Source organism: Candidatus Galacturonatibacter soehngenii (assembly GCF_008830185.1).
In the GTDB taxonomy this organism is placed as follows: Bacteria; Bacillota; Clostridia; order Lachnospirales; family Lachnospiraceae; genus Lachnotalea; species Lachnotalea soehngenii.
This window is the reverse complement of the sequence record NZ_WAGX01000004.1, coordinates 801824-821367: the sequence shown is the minus strand read 5'-3', so window position 1 is coordinate 821367 and position 19544 is coordinate 801824. Positions and strand designations below refer to the sequence as shown.

General features: G+C 35.1%; 14 protein-coding genes. 13 read left to right on the top strand and 1 reads right to left on the bottom strand.

Translation table 11 applies throughout. The features are described from left to right. The first annotated feature begins 253 nt into the window (after positions 1 to 253). Complete coding sequence (locus F7O84_RS06400) at positions 254 to 1513, top strand: HD domain-containing phosphohydrolase (RefSeq protein ID WP_192451676.1); 1260 nt, start codon at positions 254 to 256, stop codon at positions 1511 to 1513. Between the two features lie 91 nt (positions 1514 to 1604). On the opposite strand, the gene F7O84_RS06395 is transcribed toward F7O84_RS06400, so the two are convergent. Next, positions 1605 to 2783 (bottom strand): ribose-phosphate pyrophosphokinase, encoded by a 1179-nt coding sequence (locus F7O84_RS06395; RefSeq protein WP_151143157.1) that lies wholly within the window; start codon positions 2781 to 2783, stop codon positions 1605 to 1607. A gap of 535 nt (positions 2784 to 3318) precedes the next feature. Between F7O84_RS06395 and F7O84_RS06390 the strand changes: the two genes are divergently transcribed. From F7O84_RS06390 to serC, 12 genes are all read left to right on the top strand, one after another. Next, the gene (locus F7O84_RS06390; protein WP_192451675.1) at positions 3319 to 4632 is read left to right on the top strand and encodes a DUF512 domain-containing protein; all 1314 of its coding nucleotides are present in this window, start codon (positions 3319 to 3321) and stop codon (positions 4630 to 4632) included. An 80-nt stretch (positions 4633 to 4712) separates the two neighbouring features. Continuing rightward, complete coding sequence (der, locus tag F7O84_RS06385) at positions 4713 to 6038, top strand: ribosome biogenesis GTPase Der (protein WP_151143155.1); 1326 nt, start codon at positions 4713 to 4715, stop codon at positions 6036 to 6038. 1 nt (position 6039) lies between these two features. Continuing rightward, positions 6040 to 6672 (top strand): glycerol-3-phosphate 1-O-acyltransferase PlsY, encoded by a 633-nt coding sequence (plsY, locus tag F7O84_RS06380; protein ID WP_151143153.1) that lies wholly within the window; start codon positions 6040 to 6042, stop codon positions 6670 to 6672. Between the two features lie 16 nt (positions 6673 to 6688). After that, positions 6689 to 7699 (top strand): NAD(P)H-dependent glycerol-3-phosphate dehydrogenase, encoded by a 1011-nt coding sequence (locus tag F7O84_RS06375; RefSeq protein WP_151143151.1) that lies wholly within the window; start codon positions 6689 to 6691, stop codon positions 7697 to 7699. 30 nt (positions 7700 to 7729) lie between these two features. Then, entirely contained in the window at positions 7730 to 10462 is a 2733-nt protein-coding gene (locus F7O84_RS06370) for an ATP-binding protein (protein WP_192451674.1), read from the top strand. Between the two features lie 2 nt (positions 10463 to 10464). Continuing rightward, positions 10465 to 11601 (top strand): tRNA guanosine(34) transglycosylase Tgt, encoded by a 1137-nt coding sequence (gene tgt / locus F7O84_RS06365; protein ID WP_151143146.1) that lies wholly within the window; start codon positions 10465 to 10467, stop codon positions 11599 to 11601. A gap of 126 nt (positions 11602 to 11727) precedes the next feature. Next, positions 11728 to 12042 carry a preprotein translocase subunit YajC gene (gene yajC, locus F7O84_RS06360; protein WP_151143144.1) on the top strand — a complete coding sequence of 105 codons (315 nt, stop codon included), beginning with the start codon at positions 11728 to 11730 and terminating at the stop codon, positions 12040 to 12042. A 258-nt stretch (positions 12043 to 12300) separates the two neighbouring features. Next, on the top strand, positions 12301 to 13383 hold the full coding sequence (gene leuB / locus F7O84_RS06355) for a 3-isopropylmalate dehydrogenase (protein WP_151143141.1): 1083 nt from the start codon (positions 12301 to 12303) through the stop codon (positions 13381 to 13383). Between the two features lie 63 nt (positions 13384 to 13446). Next, complete coding sequence (gene ilvD, locus F7O84_RS06350) at positions 13447 to 15117, top strand: dihydroxy-acid dehydratase (protein WP_151143139.1); 1671 nt, start codon at positions 13447 to 13449, stop codon at positions 15115 to 15117. Between the two features lie 13 nt (positions 15118 to 15130). Next, the gene (ilvB, locus tag F7O84_RS06345) at positions 15131 to 16813 is read left to right on the top strand and encodes a biosynthetic-type acetolactate synthase large subunit (protein WP_151143136.1); all 1683 of its coding nucleotides are present in this window, start codon (positions 15131 to 15133) and stop codon (positions 16811 to 16813) included. A 63-nt stretch (positions 16814 to 16876) separates the two neighbouring features. Then, positions 16877 to 18256 carry a L,D-transpeptidase family protein gene (locus tag F7O84_RS06340; RefSeq protein WP_151143134.1) on the top strand — a complete coding sequence of 460 codons (1380 nt, stop codon included), beginning with the start codon at positions 16877 to 16879 and terminating at the stop codon, positions 18254 to 18256. Positions 18257 to 18447: 191 nt separating this feature from the next. Continuing rightward, positions 18448 to 19530 (top strand): 3-phosphoserine/phosphohydroxythreonine transaminase, encoded by a 1083-nt coding sequence (serC, locus tag F7O84_RS06335; protein ID WP_151143131.1) that lies wholly within the window; start codon positions 18448 to 18450, stop codon positions 19528 to 19530. The last annotated feature ends 14 nt before the right edge of the window (positions 19531 to 19544 follow it).

Genomic DNA, 19544 nt, shown 5'->3' with positions numbered 1-19544 from the left:
ATTATAAAATAATAGATATTTTAGATAGGTGCGAGTAAAATCGCACCTATTTTCGTTGTGTCAAGTAAAATGATTTACCACTTTACCTGTTGATTGAACATCTATTTGGGATGACCGCTAAACATGAGAAAATCGACAAAAATCTTCCTTTTTTGTATTTACTCAAAGACAATTTTAGGTTATGATAGAAAAATGCAGTAAATGTTAACTGCACTACAGTTTGATAAATGTTTGAGGTACCGGGGTGGTTCAATTGGATGAAATAAGAATTAATTTATTCGCACTATTAAAAAGCATTTCAAATGCACAAGATTTAGTTTCGCCGCTGCTTTCCAATCATCATCAGCAAGTAGCGTACCTTTCCTTTCGATTAGCAAAGAAATTAGGCTTGCCATTGGAAGAACAAAGAGATATTTTTTTAGCTGGCTTAGTACATGATATTGGTGCTTTGTCAAGTGATAAACGTCTGGAATTTATTGAGAAAGAGCCAATGAATATTGATAATCATGCCTTTATTGGAGCAAAATTAATGCAAGAATGTAGACCAATACAAGACTTAGCATTGATTATCAAATATCATCACTTACCGTGGAATCATGGAAAAGGAACAAGTCACCAGGGAGAGAGAGTATCGTTTGGAAGTCATATCATACATCTAGCAGATCGTGTATGTACTATGATAAAAAAAGATAAAAATATTTTAACGCAGCTGCCTCATATCCTTGCTACAATAAAAGCGAACAAAGATAGTGTATTTGTCGCAGGAGTTATTGAGGCACTAGAGGAATTAAGTGTTGAAGAATATACATGGCTTGACTTGATGTCAAGTTATCCAGTTAATAGAATAGATATTGAGCAATTTCATATGGATTTACTGGATATAGATGATGTCATTGAAATAACACTTTTGTTTTCTCGTATCATTGACTTTCGAAGTAGGTTTACCGCAAAGCATTCAGCAGGAGTGGCGAACATTGCTTATCAACTAGCAAAGTTAAAAGGTTTTACAAGTATTCAATGTAAAATGATGTTGGTAGCTGGGTATTTACATGATTTAGGAAAGCTTGTAATCAGTAATGATATTTTAGAAAAGCCAGGAAGCCTTACTATGGATGAGTTTAATGAAATGAGATCTCATACATATTATACCTATCAGTTACTTGATTCCATACCAGGTTTTGAAGAGATTAAAGAATGGGCCGCATACCACCATGAAAGATTAGATGGAAGTGGTTATCCATTTCATATAAAAGGAGATGGATTATCAACAGGAGCCCGTATTATGGCAGTAGCGGATGTTTTTACAGCGATAACGGAAGATAGGCCTTATCGCTTAGGAATGGATGACGAACAATCGATTAAAGTATTAAATAATATGGTGCAGAATAATGCACTGGATAAAGAGATAGTCGATATTTTGATTCATAACTTACAAATGATAAAAGAGCTTCGTGAGAAATCCCAAAGGATGGCAAATGAAAAATACGAAGCATTTTTTCGATTTAAAGGATAAAGAAATATGAAATAAGTAAGAGTTGTAAAGTAAAGCGACCAAATTCATTCAATAAGGAATAGAAATTGGCCGCTTTGTTGTCTTAAATTTATTAGAATGTTATGTTTCTTCTGTATTTATCTATAACATTATGAAGCTTCTCAGTAGGGCTTAACACATGACCGATTGGAATGTCATGATTTAAACTATCTATAATGGTAGCCAAGAACTTACTCATTTTTGCTTCTAGATAATATTCCTTTGATAAAATATCTGGTGTACGATAAATTAAATCAGTGGTTACTACTCGATTGATGTAGCCTTTTTCATAATATTCATCAAACTTAGATAAGCCATCTGTAAATAAACCAAAGGTAGAAAAGATAAAAATACGGTTCGCTTTACGTTCCTTTAATTGTTTTGCTACATCAAGCATACTTTCACCGGAAGATATCATGTCATCAATGATAATAACATCTTTTCCTTCAACACTATCACCTAAGAATTCATGTGCTACAATAGGATTTTTCCCATTTACAATCGTAGAATAATCACGACGCTTATAAAACATTCCCATGTCAACGCCTAACACATTAGATAGATAAACCGCTCTATGCATCGCTCCTTCATCAGGACTAATTATCATTAAATGTTCATTATCAATTTTCAAGTCCTTTTCAGCGCGAAGCAAAGCCTTTACAAACTGATAATATGCTGTAAAATTATCAAAACCATTTAAAGGAATGGAATTTTGTACACGTGGGTCATGTGCATCAAACGTAATAATGTTAGTTACACCCATTTCAATCAATTCTTCTAATGCAATTGCGCAGTCCAAGGATTCACGCTTCGTACGTTTGTGCTGTCTTCCTTCATATAAGAATGGCATAATAACGTTAATGCGATGAGCCTTACCTGTTGCAGCAGAAATGATTCTCTTTAAATCTTGATAATGGTCATCTGGTGACATATGGTTGGTATGTCCACACACCGTATAGGTTAAACTATAATTACATACATCGACCATGATAAAAAGATCAGCTCCACGAATTGATTCATAGAAAGCACCTTTTGCCTCACCAGTACCAAAACGAGGGCAGGCACATTTTGCTAAATATGTTGGCTCTTTGTAACCTTTTATTAAATGACTTGTTAAGTCCGATTTCATGTTATTTCTAAATTCTATCATATAGTTGTTAACATTAGATGCCAACTCCATGCAACCTTCTAAAGATGCGATCTTTAACGGTGCAACGGGAATTGAACTTTCAAATAAAGCAAGATTAGGCATAGTTTTCCTCCGAAATGAAATATATAAGGTAAATATATAAATTAATTACCTTTCATTTATAACATCCAAAGGAAAGAACGTCAAGATTTATTGCTTTTTATTCTTAATTTGTGTATGATATAACTTATCAAAAGAAAATCAAGCGGATGCGAAGCAGCCATTTGATTTTCTTGATAAGTTAACGAGAGAACGAAGTTCTGGAGTGGTATAAAAAGCGTTCTATGCTTTTTATAGCGTACTTATCAAAAGAAAATCAAGCGGATGCGAAGCAGCCATTTGATTTTCTTGATAAGTTAACGAGAGAACGAAGTTCTGGAGTGGTATAAAAAGCGTTCTATGCTTTTTATAGCGTACTTATCAAAAGAAAATCAAGCGGATGCGAAGCAGCCATTTGATTTTCTTGATAAGTTAACGAGAGAACGAAGTTCTAGAGTGGTATAAAAAGCGTTCTATGCTTTTTATAGCGTACTTATCAAAAGAAAATTGAGTACGTTCGTACTAAGTGCTCGCAGCAGAAAAATCAAGGAGTAATATTATGAATAAAAAAGGGCATGTTATCAGTCGTATTGTACCAGGAAGTATAGCACAAGAGCTAGAACTTGAAGTGGGTGACCGTCTGATTGCCATCAATGATAAAGAAATAGAGGATGTGTTTGATTATCAGTATCTAATTGAAGATGAATACATTCTCATGTTAGTAGGGAAAGTAAACGGTGAGGAATGGGAATTAGAAATTGAAAAGGATTTTGGTGAAGACATCGGAATTGAATTTGAAAATGGTTTGATGGATGATTATAAATCGTGCCATAACAAATGTGTTTTTTGCTTTATAGACCAGATGCCAAAGGGAATGAGAGATACCTTATACTTTAAGGATGATGATTCTAGGCTATCTTTCTTACAAGGAAACTATGTTACCTTAACAAATATGAGTGAAAAAGATATCAATCGAATCATTGAATATAAGCTTTCACCAATTAACGTATCCTTTCATACCACGAATCCAGAGTTAAGATGTAAGATGCTTCATAATCGCTTTGCAGGAGATGCGCTAAAGAAGGTAGACAAGCTTTTTGAAGCCGAAGTAGAAATGAATGGACAAATTGTATTGTGTAAAGGAATGAATGATGGTAAAGAGCTAGACCGAAGTATAGCTGACTTAACAAAATACATTCCGCATTTAAAAAGTGTTTCTGTTGTTCCAGTTGGCTTGACGAAATTTAGAAATCAACTAGAGCCTCTTGAAGCTTTTTCAAAAGAAGATAGTGCATTAGTTCTTAAGCAAATTCATGGATGGCAGGAAAAAATATACAAAGAGTACGGCACTCATTTTGTACATGCAGGAGATGAGTGGTATATTATGGCTGAGGAAGAATTTCCCGATTCTTCGGTATATGATGGCTATGTTCAACTAGAAAATGGGGTTGGTATGGTCAAACTTTTGTTAGAAGAATTTGAAGCGGAATACAAAGGTTTAGTAGGGGATGATAAGAAACGTTTTGTTAGTATTGCAACAGGTGTCTCGGCATATCCTTATATTAAGAAAATGACAGAGCAACTAAAAGTAAAGTTTCCGAATCTTACCATACAAGTGTACCGCATTATCAATCATTTTTTTGGACCCAAAATCACAGTATCTGGTCTTTTGACGGGGCAAGATTTAATTAGCCAGTTAAAGGGAAAGGATTTAGGAGATAAGCTTTTGCTTCCTTGTAATGTATTAAGAAGTGGAGAAGATGTATTTTTAGATGATATCACATTATCAGAGTTTGAAAATACTTTACAAGTGAAAACAGATATTGTAAAATCAAGCGGACGCGATTTTATAGAAGCGGTAATTTTGAATTGAGACGTGTGAGCGTTAAGGTTATAAAACAATACGACAAACAGTGGAATCGTACGTTTATAGAAAAGGAGAAATAAATTTATATGAGTAAACCAATTGTAGCAATCGTTGGAAGACCAAATGTTGGGAAATCAACGTTGTTTAATGTATTAGCAGGTGATACCATTTCAATTGTTCAAGATACACCAGGAGTAACCAGAGATAGAATTTACGCGGATGTGACTTGGCTTGATATGTCATTTACTTTAATTGATACGGGAGGAATTGAGCCTGATAGCAGTGATATAATTTTATCACAGATGCGTGAACAAGCAGAGATTGCAATCGAAACAGCGGATGTTATTATGTTCATCACAGATGTAAGACAAGGCTTGGTCGATTCTGATGCAAAGGTGGCAGATATTTTAAGACGTTCGAAAAAGCCAGTTGTCTTAGTGGTCAATAAGGTTGATAGTTTTGAAAAATTTATGCCAGATGTATATGAGTTTTATAATCTGGGAATTGGAGATCCAGTTCCTGTATCTGCCGCATCCAGATTAGGTCTTGGTGATATGCTTGATATTGTAACTTCTCACTTTAATAAAGATGAGCTTATGGAGGAGGAAGATGAAAGACCACGTATTGCCATTGTTGGAAAGCCGAATGTTGGAAAATCTTCTCTTATTAACAAATTATTAGGAGAGAATAGACTTATTGTTTCAAATATAGCTGGTACAACCAGAGATGCAGTCGATACCGAAGTCATCTATCAAGATAAAGAATACGTATTTATCGATACAGCTGGACTTAGACGTAAAAATAAAATAAAAGAAGAGATTGAACGCTATAGTATCATTCGTACGGTAACAGCTGTCGATCGATCGGATGTAGTTGTAGTTATGATTGATGCAACAGAAGGAATTACCGAACAAGATGCAAAGATTGCAGGAATCGCACATGAAAGAGGAAAAGGTGTGATTATTGCAGTCAACAAATGGGATGCAATTGTTAAAAATGATAAGACTATCTATGAATTTACCAATCGAATCAGAGACGTTCTTGCTTATATGCCTTATGCAGAGATTATCTTTATTTCAGCAGAAACAGGTCAAAGACTGCCAAAATTATTTGATCAAATTGATGTTGTGATTCAAAATCAGACACTACGTGTAGCGACTGGTGTTTTAAATGAAATCGTTGCAGAAGCAGTTGCATTACAGCAACCACCTTCTGATAAAGGAAAACGTTTGAAAATATACTATATTACTCAGGTAGCTGTTAAGCCGCCTACTTTTGTGGTGTTTGTAAACGACAAAGAGTTGATGCATTTTTCTTATACGAGATATTTGGAAAATAAAATACGTGAAGCATTTGGATTTAAGGGGACTTCATTAAAATTTATAACCAGGGAGCGAAAGGAAAATCAGTAGTATGGAACGTTTGGTGTGTGTGATAATAGGTTATGTGTGTGGTTTGTTTCAGACCAGTTACATATACGGAAAAGTAAATCATGTTGATATTAGAGAGCATGGAAGTGGAAATGCAGGTACAACGAATGCTCTTAGAACATTAGGATTTAAAGCTGGCCTAATCACTTTTTTAGGAGATTGCTTAAAAGCAGTATTTGCGGCTTTTATCGTTAGAAAACTTTTTCAAGGATCTCATTTGGATATAATGCCTTTATTGGTACTATATGCAGGTTTTGGTACTGTTTTAGGACATAACTTTCCTTTTTATTTGGGCTTTAAGGGAGGAAAGGGGATTGCTGCAACAGCAGGTATGATTTTAGCGTTTAATGGAACTATGGCTATGATTGGATTTTTTACTTTTGTTATTGTTGTTGCAATCACAAGATATGTATCGCTTGGCTCCTTATTATTAATGACGGGATTTTTAATCGAAATTGTGATTCTAGGCAGCAAGGGTGTTTTTCATCTAGCTACACCGTATTTGTATGAATTATATGCAGTAAGTTTTCTTTTGACTGCTTTGGCTTTTTATAAGCATAGACAAAACATTGTAAGACTAATAAACAAAACTGAGAATAAGCTCGGGAAAAAATAAAAATCGAGGTGCAAATATGATTGATGTTAGCATTATTGGAGCTGGAAGCTGGGGTATTGCTTTAGCAGTTTTATTACACAAAAATGGACATAAGGTAACAATCTGGTCAATTATTGAAGATGAAGTATCTATGTTAAATGAAACAAGAGAACATAAAGATAAGTTACCTGGTGTAAAGATACCAGAGGATATCATTATTACAAGTAGTTTAAAGGAAGCTGCTACAAATAAAGATATGCTTGTGATGGCAGTGCCTTCTCCTTTTGTACGTAGTACAAGTAAATTATTAAAAGAGTATGTAAAAGAAAACCAGTTAATCGTAAACGTAGCAAAAGGAATTGAAGAGAGCACACTATTTACCTTAACCGAAATCATAGAGGAAGAAATAAAAGGGGTAAATGCGGCCGTTTTATCTGGACCTAGCCATGCAGAAGAGGTAGGAAGAGGAATCCCTACGACTTGTGTAGCTGGAGCAAAAACGAAAGAGAGTGCCGAATTTATACAAAATGCCTTTATGAATGAAGTATTTCGCGTATATACCAGCCCAGATATTTTAGGAATTGAACTAGGTGGAGCTCTTAAGAATGTAATTGCGTTAGCGGCAGGAATCGCAGATGGACTTGGATATGGTGATAATACAAAGGCGGCTTTGATTACACGAGGAATTACAGAGATTAGTAGACTTGGTATTGTCATGGGAGGAAAGAAAGAAACGTTTTCTGGACTTACTGGAATAGGTGATTTGATTGTAACTTGTGCAAGTATGCATAGTAGAAATAGAAGGGCAGGTATCTTAATTGGGCAAGGACATAGCATGGAAGAAGCTATGGATGAGGTAAAGATGGTCGTTGAAGGTGTATATTCTACAAAGGCGGCTGTAAAACTTGCTAAGAAATATTCTGTACCGTTACCAATTATTGAACAGGTAAATGAAGTATTATTTCACAATAAACCAGCTTCAGAGGCAGTAAAGGAATTAATGATTCGAGATAAAAAAATTGAACATTCCGATTTACCATGGGAGTAAAAAACGCATATTTGGCGAAGGATGAGATGTATGTGGAAGAAATTTTTGAATGAATTTCTCGGAAAAGAATTGGCATTGGATAAAAGAGTATTCCATGTTACTGTGATTGCAGGAGTACTTACTTGTGTTGCTGGTGCCATTTCCTCATACTTAAGAAAAGCTCCAATGCCACTTGTACTAGCGATTGTTGGAATGCTATTCTTTTTACTGACCCTTTGTTTTTTTATATACAAAAGCGGTCAGTTTCGTATGGGTTGTAATATTATTGTGATAGCAATATCAATTATTGTGTATCCGATTTTATATATTACATGTGGTGGAATTCACAGTGGAATGCCAGCATGTTGGGTATTGCTTATGGTTATGACTTACTTTGTAAGTTATGATAGAATTAAATTGTTTGGCATCAGTTTTTTGCAGTTTTTTTTACTAGTATTAATGGTAATGGCAGAACATTCGAATCCAGGTTTAATTATTCAAATTCAAAGTGAGGTACGTTATTTCGTTGATGTTGTAATCTGTGTCACGGTGTCAGCTGTTGTAATTGGTATAGTAGTTAAGTTTCAAGATGGGATATATTTACAAGAGAGAAAAAAAGCCGAGGAAGCGGTATTATTGACTAAAGAAGCGAATAGGGCTAAAAGTTTGTTTCTTGCAAATATGTCTCATGAGATTCGTACACCCTTGAATGCGATTCTAGGAATGATAGAATTAATTCTTCGTGCAGATACAAGTGATGAAGTGAGAGAGAAGGCAAACAATATTCAAAATGCAAGTGTTTCCTTGCTTTCAATTGTTAATGATGTATTGGATTTTTCAAAAATCGAGTCGGGTAAAATGGTGATAACGCTCGAGAGATATTATATTTCTTCTGTCTTAAACGATATCATTCATATGATTTGTGTTCGGTTGTTAGAAAAAGATGTTGAACTGTTTGTTCATATTGATCCTAAAATGCCGAGTGAATTAATGGGCGATCAGGTTAGGGTTAGACAAATCTTAATCAACCTATTAAATAATGCAGTGAAATTTACAAATGCTGGCTCTATTACCTTAACAATCGGTTGTAGATTCCGACAGGATAATGTGTATTTGTTTATTAATGTAGTTGATACGGGAATTGGAATTAAAGAAGAAAACTTAGATAGGCTCTTTTTAAGTTTTGAAAGAGTAGGAGAATTTGAACATCGTAATATCGAGGGAAGTGGACTTGGGCTTGCGATTTGCAAGCAACTGTTGGAGCTTATGGATGGAAGTATTTCCGTACAAAGTGAGTATGGAAAAGGAAGCACTTTTTCCGTTTTATTACCTCAAAAAATTGTTAATAAAGAACCAGTGATTCAATTAAAGGATACAAAAAAACGAAAAATATTGGTGTTTGAAAAGACTAGACAGCATGCGGATGTTTTAAATCGTCTTTTTTTACTTTTAGGGATAGAAACTTTGGTTGCAAAAAACATAGAAGAGTTAAAGAGTGCTCTTAAAAGTGAAGTGTATTCCGATATTTTCATATCAAAAGGTATGTATCTAAGAGAAGAAACCTATATAAGAAATCATAGGAAGGGCTCTAATTTATTTATCTTAATAGATTATAATGAGCCTCTTCAAAATTATGGCAATGCATTTGTATTAAGACGTCCACTTTGCTGTATGACAATTGCAGCAGCTTTAAATGGAGAAACAAATTTATTACACGATAACAGAATGAGGCAATATAAGCGATTTACAGCAATTGGGGCTGAAGTTATGGTAATTGATGATAATTTAATCAATCTAGAAGTGATTAAAGGCTTACTACATTACTATAAAATAAATGTTACTGCAGTAAGTAATGGTAAAGAAGCACTTCAATTATTACAACATCCAAAGTATGATTTAATCTTTCTTGATTACATGATGCCAGAGTTAGATGGAATAGAAACATTAAAGTTAATACGAAGTAAAAATCAAGACTATTATAAAAAAGTTCCAGTTGTTGCATTAACTGCAAATGTAGTAAGCGGAGCGAAAGAAATGTTTTTAAATGCTGGGTTTCAAGGCTATATCACAAAACCTATTGAAGTATCGAAACTAGAATTTGTATTACTTAACTACCTACCACCAAATGTCTTACAAATATCAAGTGAACATCGAAACGAAGCGGAAGATAACAAGATAAAAATTGTAGATATTGTAGGGATTGATACCGAAATAGGGATTAAAAATTGCAATGGAAATGTTGAAAATTATATCAATATCTTAAAGGTTGTAGCAAGAGAAGGGAAAGAAAAATGTGCCCTCTTAAAGCGTTGTCTAAAAGAAGAAGACTATGAACGTTATATTGTTGAAGTTCATGGGATAAAAGGAGCGATGCTAGCAATCGGAGCAATAGATTTGAGCACAATCGCTAAAAATCATGAGTTTGCAGGAAAAGAAGAAAATTATAAATACATACATAATAATGTAGAAATACTGTTACATACCTATGAAGAAATAATAATAGCAATTGAACAATATATGGTACAAGCATTGAAAGAATCCAGTGTTGAAGTGAAAAATACGATAATTTTAGAAAGTGATATCATACGAGAGTTAAAAAAAATTGAAGCAATGTTGCTCGATTTTGAAAGTTCATTGGCAGTTGAAAAAGTAGATTATTTATTATCCTATAGATTAAATGAAGAAGTAAATAAATTTTTAAATAACTTAAAGATGCAAATGGAAGAACTAAATTATGATGAAGCAATAGAAATGATAAAAGCATATTTGCAAGAAAGCAGGTAATTATGTATCAATTATTAAAACAAGAGGGTAGGGCAAAAAGAGGAGAGCTTAAAACAGTTCATGGTGTCATCCAAACTCCAGTCTTCATGAATGTTGGTACTGTGGCAGCCATAAAAGGTGCAGTAGCAACCACAGATTTACATGAAATAAAAACGCAAGTACAGTTGTCAAACACTTATCATCTACATGTGAGAACAGGAGATAAGTTAATCAAAGAATTTGGGGGACTTCACAAATTTATGGTATGGGACAAGCCAATTCTTACGGATTCTGGTGGATTCCAGGTATTTTCTCTTTCAGGACTTCGAAAAATCAAAGAGGAGGGAGTCTACTTTAATTCTCACATAGATGGAAGGAAAATATTTATGGGGCCAGAAGAAAGCATGCAAATTCAATCGAATCTTGCCTCTACTATAGCCATGGCCTTTGATGAATGTCCTTCAAGTGTTGCTGAGAAAAAATACATTATGGATTCCGTTGAAAGAACCACAAGATGGTTACATCGATGTAAAAAAGAAATGAATCGACTAAATAGTTTAGATGATACCATAAATAAAAACCAAATGTTATTTGGAATTAATCAAGGTGGAACGTTTGAGGATATTCGAATCGAGCATGCTAAGACGATAACAGAATTGGATTTAGATGGTTATGCCGTAGGAGGTTTGGCTGTTGGAGAATCTCATGAGGAAATGTATCGCATACTTGAAGAGACAGTTCCGTATTTACCAGTTGATAAGCCAACCTATCTTATGGGAGTGGGGACACCAGCTAATATTTTAGAAGGTGTGGAGCGAGGCATTGACTTCTTTGATTGTGTATATCCGAGTCGAAATGGACGACACGGACACTTATATACTGGAAAAGGAAAGCTTAATTTATTTAATTCAAAATATGAACTTGACCACAGACCGATAGAAGAAGGCTGTCAATGCCCAGCTTGTAAGACCTATAGCCGAGCGTACATCAGACACTTATTAAAGGCAAAAGAAATGCTTGGAATGAGGCTGTGTGTACTTCATAACTTATATTTTTATAATAATATGATGGAAGAAATAAGAAATGCACTTGATGAAGGCAGGTTTGCGGCTTATAAAAAAGCCAAATTAGAGGGATTTTTAGAAAATGACAAGAAATAATGTTTTATTATAATATATTTCTAAAAAAATCCAGACAAAGTACTTGATGAAACGATATTATTTGTGTAAAATGGTAACAGGCCAAAAAAATATAGTTTAATTTTTTGACAATTAGGAGGAAAAATGATGAATCTGTTAGCAATGGGACCAACGGCATCAACAGCAGGCGGTTTAGGTATTATGATATTATATATCGCTGTATTTGGTGGTTTTATGTATTTTATAGCAGTTAGACCACAGAAAAAGGAACAAAGAAGATTAGCAACTATGCTTTCCAATCTTGAAAATGGAGATAGTGTTTTAACTTCAAGCGGTTTTTATGGTGTTGTAATTGATATTTCAGATGACACTGTAATCGTTGAATTTGGTAACAATAAGAACTGTAGAATACCAATGCAAAAATCAGCAATTACTCAGGTTGAAAAACCAGATGCAGAATAACATATAGATCATTTGTTACAGTTTCGATATATTTGTAACAGTCAGTCTGACTTTAAAGTGCCTCTTTCAAAAAAGAGGTACTTTTTTACATAATTGGGAGGTTTTATGAATTAATACATTATTCAAAGTTATGCTTACTATTCCTCTTGGTTATATTAAACAAAAAAATAATAAAAATATGTTATAATAGTTGAAAAATAAATAGAAATAGGCTATGATTACAACAATAGAATTTTGATTTGGAAAGGACAGATTACCATGGATAAAAAGATTGCAGTGATAGCCGGTGATGGAATAGGACCAGAAATCGTTACAGAAGCAAAAAAAATATTAAGTGTGATTGAGGATAAATTTAATCACAGGTTTGAATATAAAGAAGTCCTTATGGGAGGGATATCCATTGATGTCCATGGGGTTCCTTTGACGGATGAGGCGCTTGAAGAAGCAAAGAAAAGTGACTCTGTTTTACTTGGTGCTGTTGGTGGAGACGTTGGGAATTCAAAATGGTATGGTGTAGAACCAAGTTTAAGACCAGAGGCTGGACTTCTTGCACTTCGAAAAGGTTTGGAATTATTTGCAAATATCAGACCTGCCTATCTTTATGATGAGTTAAAGTCAGCGTGTCCTTTAAGAGATGATATAATCGGTGATGGTTTTGATATGGTAATCATGCGTGAGCTTACAGGAGGCATTTACTTTGGAGAAAGAAACACGCAGGAAGTAAATGGTATATTAAAGGCTACGGATATCTTAACCTATGACGAAGAGGAAATCAGAAGAATAGCTATTCGCGGCTTTGACATAGCTATGAAGAGAAAAAAGAAAGTAACCAGTGTAGACAAAGCCAATGTGCTAGATTCTTCCAGACTTTGGAGAAAAGTAGTAAATGAAGTTGCAAAGGATTATCCAAACGTAGAGCTTGAACATATGTTAGTCGATAACTGTGCGATGCAGCTAGTGAAACATCCAAGACAATTTGACGTCATACTAACAGAGAACATGTTCGGTGATATCTTATCAGACGAGGCAAGTATGATAACAGGTTCCATAGGTATGTTATCGTCTGCAAGTCTAGGTAAAACCAAGCTTGGCTTATACGAACCAAGTCATGGCTCAGCACCTGATATTGCAGGGCAAAATGTTGCGAATCCAATTGCTACTATTTTATCCGCAGCAATGATGTTACGATATTCTTTTGACTTAGATCAAGAAGCAGATGCTATTGAAAGCGCAGTAAAGCAGGTGTTAAAAGAAGGATATCGAACGATTGATATCATGTCACAAGGATGCAATCAAGTTGGAACAAAAGAAATGGGTGACTTGATTGCCAAACGAATTTGAAACTAATTAGTTTGAAGATACAGTTAACGAAGATTTAAGAAAAAACGTACTGGAGGTATAAAGATGAGAAGTGATTCAGTAACCAAAGGAGTAGAGCATGCTCCACATAGATCGTTGTTTAATGCTTTAGGACTTACCAAAGAAGAAATGGAAAGACCATTGGTTGGGATTGTAAGTTCATATAATGAAATTGTGCCAGGTCATATGAATCTGGATAAAATTGTAGATGCTGTTAAAATGGGAGTTGCAATGGCTGGTGGTACACCAATTGTTTTCCCAGCAATAGCAGTATGCGATGGTATTGCGATGGGGCATGTAGGAATGAAATATTCTTTGGTAACAAGGGATTTGATTGCCGATTCTACAGAAAGTATGGCAATGGCACATGCATTTGATGCACTCGTTATGGTACCAAACTGTGATAAAAATGTACCTGGACTATTAATGGCGGCAGCAAGAATAAATATACCTACCGTATTTGTAAGTGGTGGACCAATGCTTGCAGGACGTGTAAAAGGAGAAAAGAAAAGTCTATCCAGTATGTTTGAAGCAGTGGGAGCTTATACTGCGGGAAACCTGTCGTTAGAAGATGTGGAGGAATATGAAAATAAAGTGTGTCCAACATGTGGTTCCTGTTCTGGAATGTATACTGCCAACAGTATGAATTGCTTAACTGAAGTACTTGGATTGGGATTAAAAGGAAATGGAACCATTCCAGCTGTTTATTCCGAGCGTATTAAACTTGCAAAGCATGCAGGAATGAAAGTAATGGAATTACTGGAAAGAAATATTAGACCAAGAGATATTCTAACAAAAGAAGCATTTTTAAATGCATTAACAGTAGATATGGCTCTGGGTTGCAGTACCAATAGTATGCTTCATTTACCTGCGATTGCACATGAAGCAGGTGTGGATTTGAATGTTGACATTGCAAATGAAATCAGTGCAAAGACTCCAAATCTATGTCACTTGGCTCCAGCAGGACCAACTTATATGGAGGACTTAAACGAAGCGGGCGGTGTTTACGCAGTTATGAATGAGCTAAATAAAAAAGGCTTAATCATTACGGATTTAATAACTGCAACAGGCCAGACAGTAGGTGAAAATATAAAGGGCTGTATCAATAATAACCCAGAGGTAATTAGGCCAATTGAGAATCCATTTAGCGAGACTGGTGGAATTGCCGTATTAAAAGGTAATCTGGCACCAGATTCAGGCGTTGTAAAACGTTCTGCGGTTGCCCCTGAGATGATGGTTCACGAAGGACCAGCACGTGTATTTGATTGTGAAGAAGATGCAATCAAAGCAATCAATGCAGGTAAAATCGTAGCAGGTGATGTTGTAGTAATTCGTTACGAGGGACCAAAGGGAGGTCCTGGAATGAGAGAAATGTTAAGCCCTACCTCTGCAATTTGTGGAATGGGACTTGGATCATCAGTTGCACTTATTACGGATGGTAGATTTAGTGGAGCATCAAGAGGTGCAGTAATTGGGCACGTTTCGCCTGAGGCAGCAGTAGGCGGTAATATTGCCTTAGTGGAAGAAGGAGATATAATCAAAATCAATATTCCACAAAATACATTAGATTTCGTTATTTCGGATGAAGAACTAGAAGAAAGAAGAAAGAAATGGCAGCCAAGAGAACCAAAGATTACAACAGGATATCTGGCACGTTATGCCGCTATGGTTACATCAGGTAATCGAGGTGCAGTATTAGAGATTCCAAAAAAATAGAGAGGTAATTTGTATGCAATTAAAAGGAGCAGAAATCGTAATTGAATGTTTAAAGGAACAGAATGTTGATACCGTTTTTGGTTATCCAGGGGGAGCCATTTTAAATGTATATGATGAACTGTACAAACATCAAGATGAAATTACACATATTTTAACATCGCATGAGCAAGGTGCATCTCATGCGGCAGATGGATATGCAAGAGCAACTGGAAAAGTAGGTGTATGTTTTGCAACTTCAGGACCAGGAGCTACGAATCTAGTAACTGGCATTGCAACTGCTTATATGGATTCAATTCCTATTGTTGCGATTACTTGTAATGTAGGTCTTTCTTTGCTAGGAAGAGATTCCTTTCAAGAAATTGATATTGCTGGAGTTGTTATGCCGATTACAAAATATAGTTTTATTGTAAAGGATGTAACAGAACTTGCAGACACACTTAGAAGAGCATTTCAGATTGCAATGAGCGGACGTCCAGGTCCTGTTTTAGTAGATATTACAAAAGACGTAACCGCAAACGTGACCGAATTTGAAAAAGTAGAACCAAAGAAGATTGAAAGAGTTACAAAAACAATTAAAGAAAAAGACATCGAAAGTGCAATTGAACTCATAAATAATTCCAAAAAACCATATATTTTTGTGGGTGGAGGAGTAATTTTATCAGAAGCTTCAAAAGAGCTTGCAGAATTTGTTCGTAAGGTACATGCGCCAGTAACCGATACCTTAATGGGAAAAGGTGCATTTGATGGAGAAAACGAGTTATATACTGGAATGTTAGGTATGCATGGCGCCAAGTATGCTAATTTAGGTGTAACGCAATGTGATTTATTAATTACCATTGGTGCACGCTTTAGCGATCGTGTTACAGGAAATACAAAATCCTTTGCTAGAAATGCAAAAATTCTACAAATAGATGTTGACCCAGCAGAGATTAATAAAAATGTCATGACACATACCAGTATCGTTGGTGATATCAAAGAAGTATTAATTAGATTAAATGAGAAAATTGATAATCTAAATCATGAGGAATGGGTGTCACATATTATGGAACTAAAAACCAAACATCCATTAAAATACAATGATACAGGCTTAACAGGACCTTATATTATTGAACAACTTTATAAACTCACAAATGGTGATGCGATTATATCGACTGAGGTTGGACAGCACCAGATGTGGGCAGCACAGTTTTATAAATACAAACATCCTAGAACATTTTTAACCTCAGGAGGTCTTGGTACGATGGGATATGGACTCGGTGCGTCCATCGGTGCAAAAGTAGCATGTCCTGAAAAAACCGTAATTAATGTAGCAGGTGATGGTTGTTTTCGAATGAATATGAACGAGATAGCAACCGCAACCAGATATAATATACCGATTATTCAAGTTATTGTGAATAATCATGTTTTAGGAATGGTAAGACAGTGGCAGACATTATTTTATGAAAAACGTTATTCCCATACCATATTAAATGATGCAGTAGATTTTGTAAAATTAGCAGAGGCAATGGGAGCAGAAGGCATTCGTGTAACGAAGAAAGAAGAGTTTGCGAAAGCGTTTGAAAGGGCGTTAACTTTAAATAAACCCGTTGTAATTGATTGCCAGATAGATGCGGATGAAAAGGTATGGCCAATGGTAGCTCCAAACGGTGCAATTGAAGAGGCTTTTTCAGAAGAAGATTTAAAAAGTAAAAATTAATGTATATAAGCAAGAAAAAAGTGTGAGCAAAGCTCACACTCTTGCTATATAGGGGAAGGGTTCATGAAATATAAGAAGATAAAGTATCTATGGCTGTTTATGGGGATGCCGCTTGTATTTATTTTATTGATTTATATTGGAATATCTCTGAGATTCTTAAACAGTTTTTGCTATGGTACCGTAATCAATGGGGTAGATTGTACGGGGAAAAAGGAATCTGATATTAGAAATGAATTAATAAAAGGGTTAGAGAAGTATGAGTTAGTAATAAAGGATAGAGAAGGGAATAAATTTAGAATGGCTGGGCGTGATATTCGATTGAATTGGGATGTCGGTGATCAGCTTAAAAAGATAAAAGAGAATCAAAACTGTTTTTTTTGGATTTTAAACGCGTCGAGTAATAAAGTTAGATATCAAGTGAAAATAAATGTTACATATGATGAGAAACTATTGCAAGAAAAAATCAAGGAATATGGGCTACTAAATCAAACAGACCCAATTGAACCTTTGAATGCTTATATAAGTTTAGAAGATAGCGGATATCTCATTATTCCAGAAGTTCCAGGTAACGCTATCGATAAAAATAAGTTAGAAGAAGGAATTGTAAATGCGCTCAAACTAAGAGAGAGAAACATAGATCTTGTAAAATATGGCTGTTATGATATGCCAGAAATAACAAGTGAATCTCCAATTTTGCTAGATACCATGCAAGCAATAAGATTCTTTGAAACGGCAAATATTACATATGACTTTGAGATTGAAAAAGTAGAATTAACGAAAGGCCAGATTGATTCCTTCATTGAAATCAAAGACAATATAGCACAAATCTCTGAGGATAAGGTAAGAAACTACATTGTTGAGTTAAAAGATAAATACGATACAGTAGGTATTCCAAGAGATTTTGTTACGTCAGATGGTAGGAAAATTGAGGTTTCAAAGGGAAACTATGGTTTTGATATTGCAAGAGAGGTAGAAACCAAATGGCTGACACAGGCGATTACCAATGGGATGTGGGCAGTCAGAGAGCCAGAGTATGTGACAAGAGCCTTTCAAAGAGGCATATCAGATATTGGAAATACATATATTGAAATAGATTTGAGCAGACAACATATGTGGTACTTTGAAAAGGGTAGCTTAATCGTGGATACTGATGTTGTAACTGGTAATATGAGCAAAGGTTATGGAACACCTGCAATGGTAGCTTGTATTCAGTATAAGCAAAGAGATGCAACCTTAAAAGGAGAAAACTACAGTGCAGCAGTAGATTATTGGATGCCTATTTATAATAATATTGGAATTCACGATGCTTCATGGAGAAGTTCGTTTGGTGGACAGATTTATAAAAGAAACGGATCTCATGGATGTATCAATACCCCTCATAATAAAATGAAAATCTTTTATGAAAAGGTAGAGGTTGGTACTCCTGTGGTACTTTATTATTGAAATGTTCGCCGTAGAAGGACAAATGTAAGTTTTTCGCGAATTTCTATTGACTAAAAAATAACAAGGTTGTAAAATGGTTTAAGTGACGAACAACACATAAGACATCCCGCCTATTGTGACGGGATGATTTGCTAGTGTGACACGTCATTTCAATAAAGTAAAATGCAATTAAAATTTAGGAGGAAACAAAAGTGAGTAGAGTGTACAATTTTTCAGCAGGACCAGCAGTGCTACCTGAAGAAGTATTAAAAGAAGCAGCAGCAGAAATGTTAGACTATGAAGGTACCGGAATGTCGGTAATGGAAATGAGTCATCGATCGAAAGCTTTTGAAAAAATCATTAACGACGCAGAACAAGATTTGCGCGATTTAATGAATATACCAGATAACTATAAAGTATTGTTCTTACAGGGAGGCGCCTCCCAACAGTTTGCAATGATTCCTATGAATCTTATGAAAAATAAAGTTGCAGACTACATTGTAACTGGACAATGGGCAAAAAAAGCATATCAAGAAGCTCAGATTTACGGAAAAGCAAACAAAATAGCTTCTTCAGAGGATAAAACATTTTCTTACATACCTGATTGTTCAGATTTGCCAATCAGCGAGGATGCAGATTATGTTTATATTTGCGAAAACAATACAATTTATGGTACGAAATTTAAGACATTACCAAATACAAAGGGTAAACCATTGGTTTCAGATGTATCTTCTTGCTTTTTGTCTGAACCAGTTGATGTAACCAAATATGGACTTATTTATGGTGGAGTTCAAAAGAACGTAGGACCAGCAGGCGTAGTAATTGCAATTATTCGTGAGGATTTAATTACGGAGGATACACTACCTGGTACTCCAACTATGTTAAAATATAAGATTCATGTAGACAATCAGTCTTTATACAATACGCCTCCTGCATATGGTATTTATATCTGTGGGAAAGTGTTCAAATGGATAAAGAGAATGGGCGGCTTAGAGGAGATGAAAAAGCTCAATGAAAAGAAAGCGGGCATCCTTTATGACTTCCTTGACCAAAGTGAAATGTTTAAGGGAACTGTAGCAAAAGAAGATCGCTCCCTTATGAATGTTCCATTTGTAACAGGCAACGATGAGTTGGATGCTAAATTTGTAAAAGAAGCAAAAGCTGCAGGTTTTGAGAACTTAAAAGGTCATAGATCAGTAGGTGGAATGAGAGCAAGTATCTATAATGCAATGCCAATGGAAGGTGTTGAAAAGCTTGTAGAGTTTATGAAGAAGTTTGAAGCAGACAATAAATAGTGTATAGTTAGATG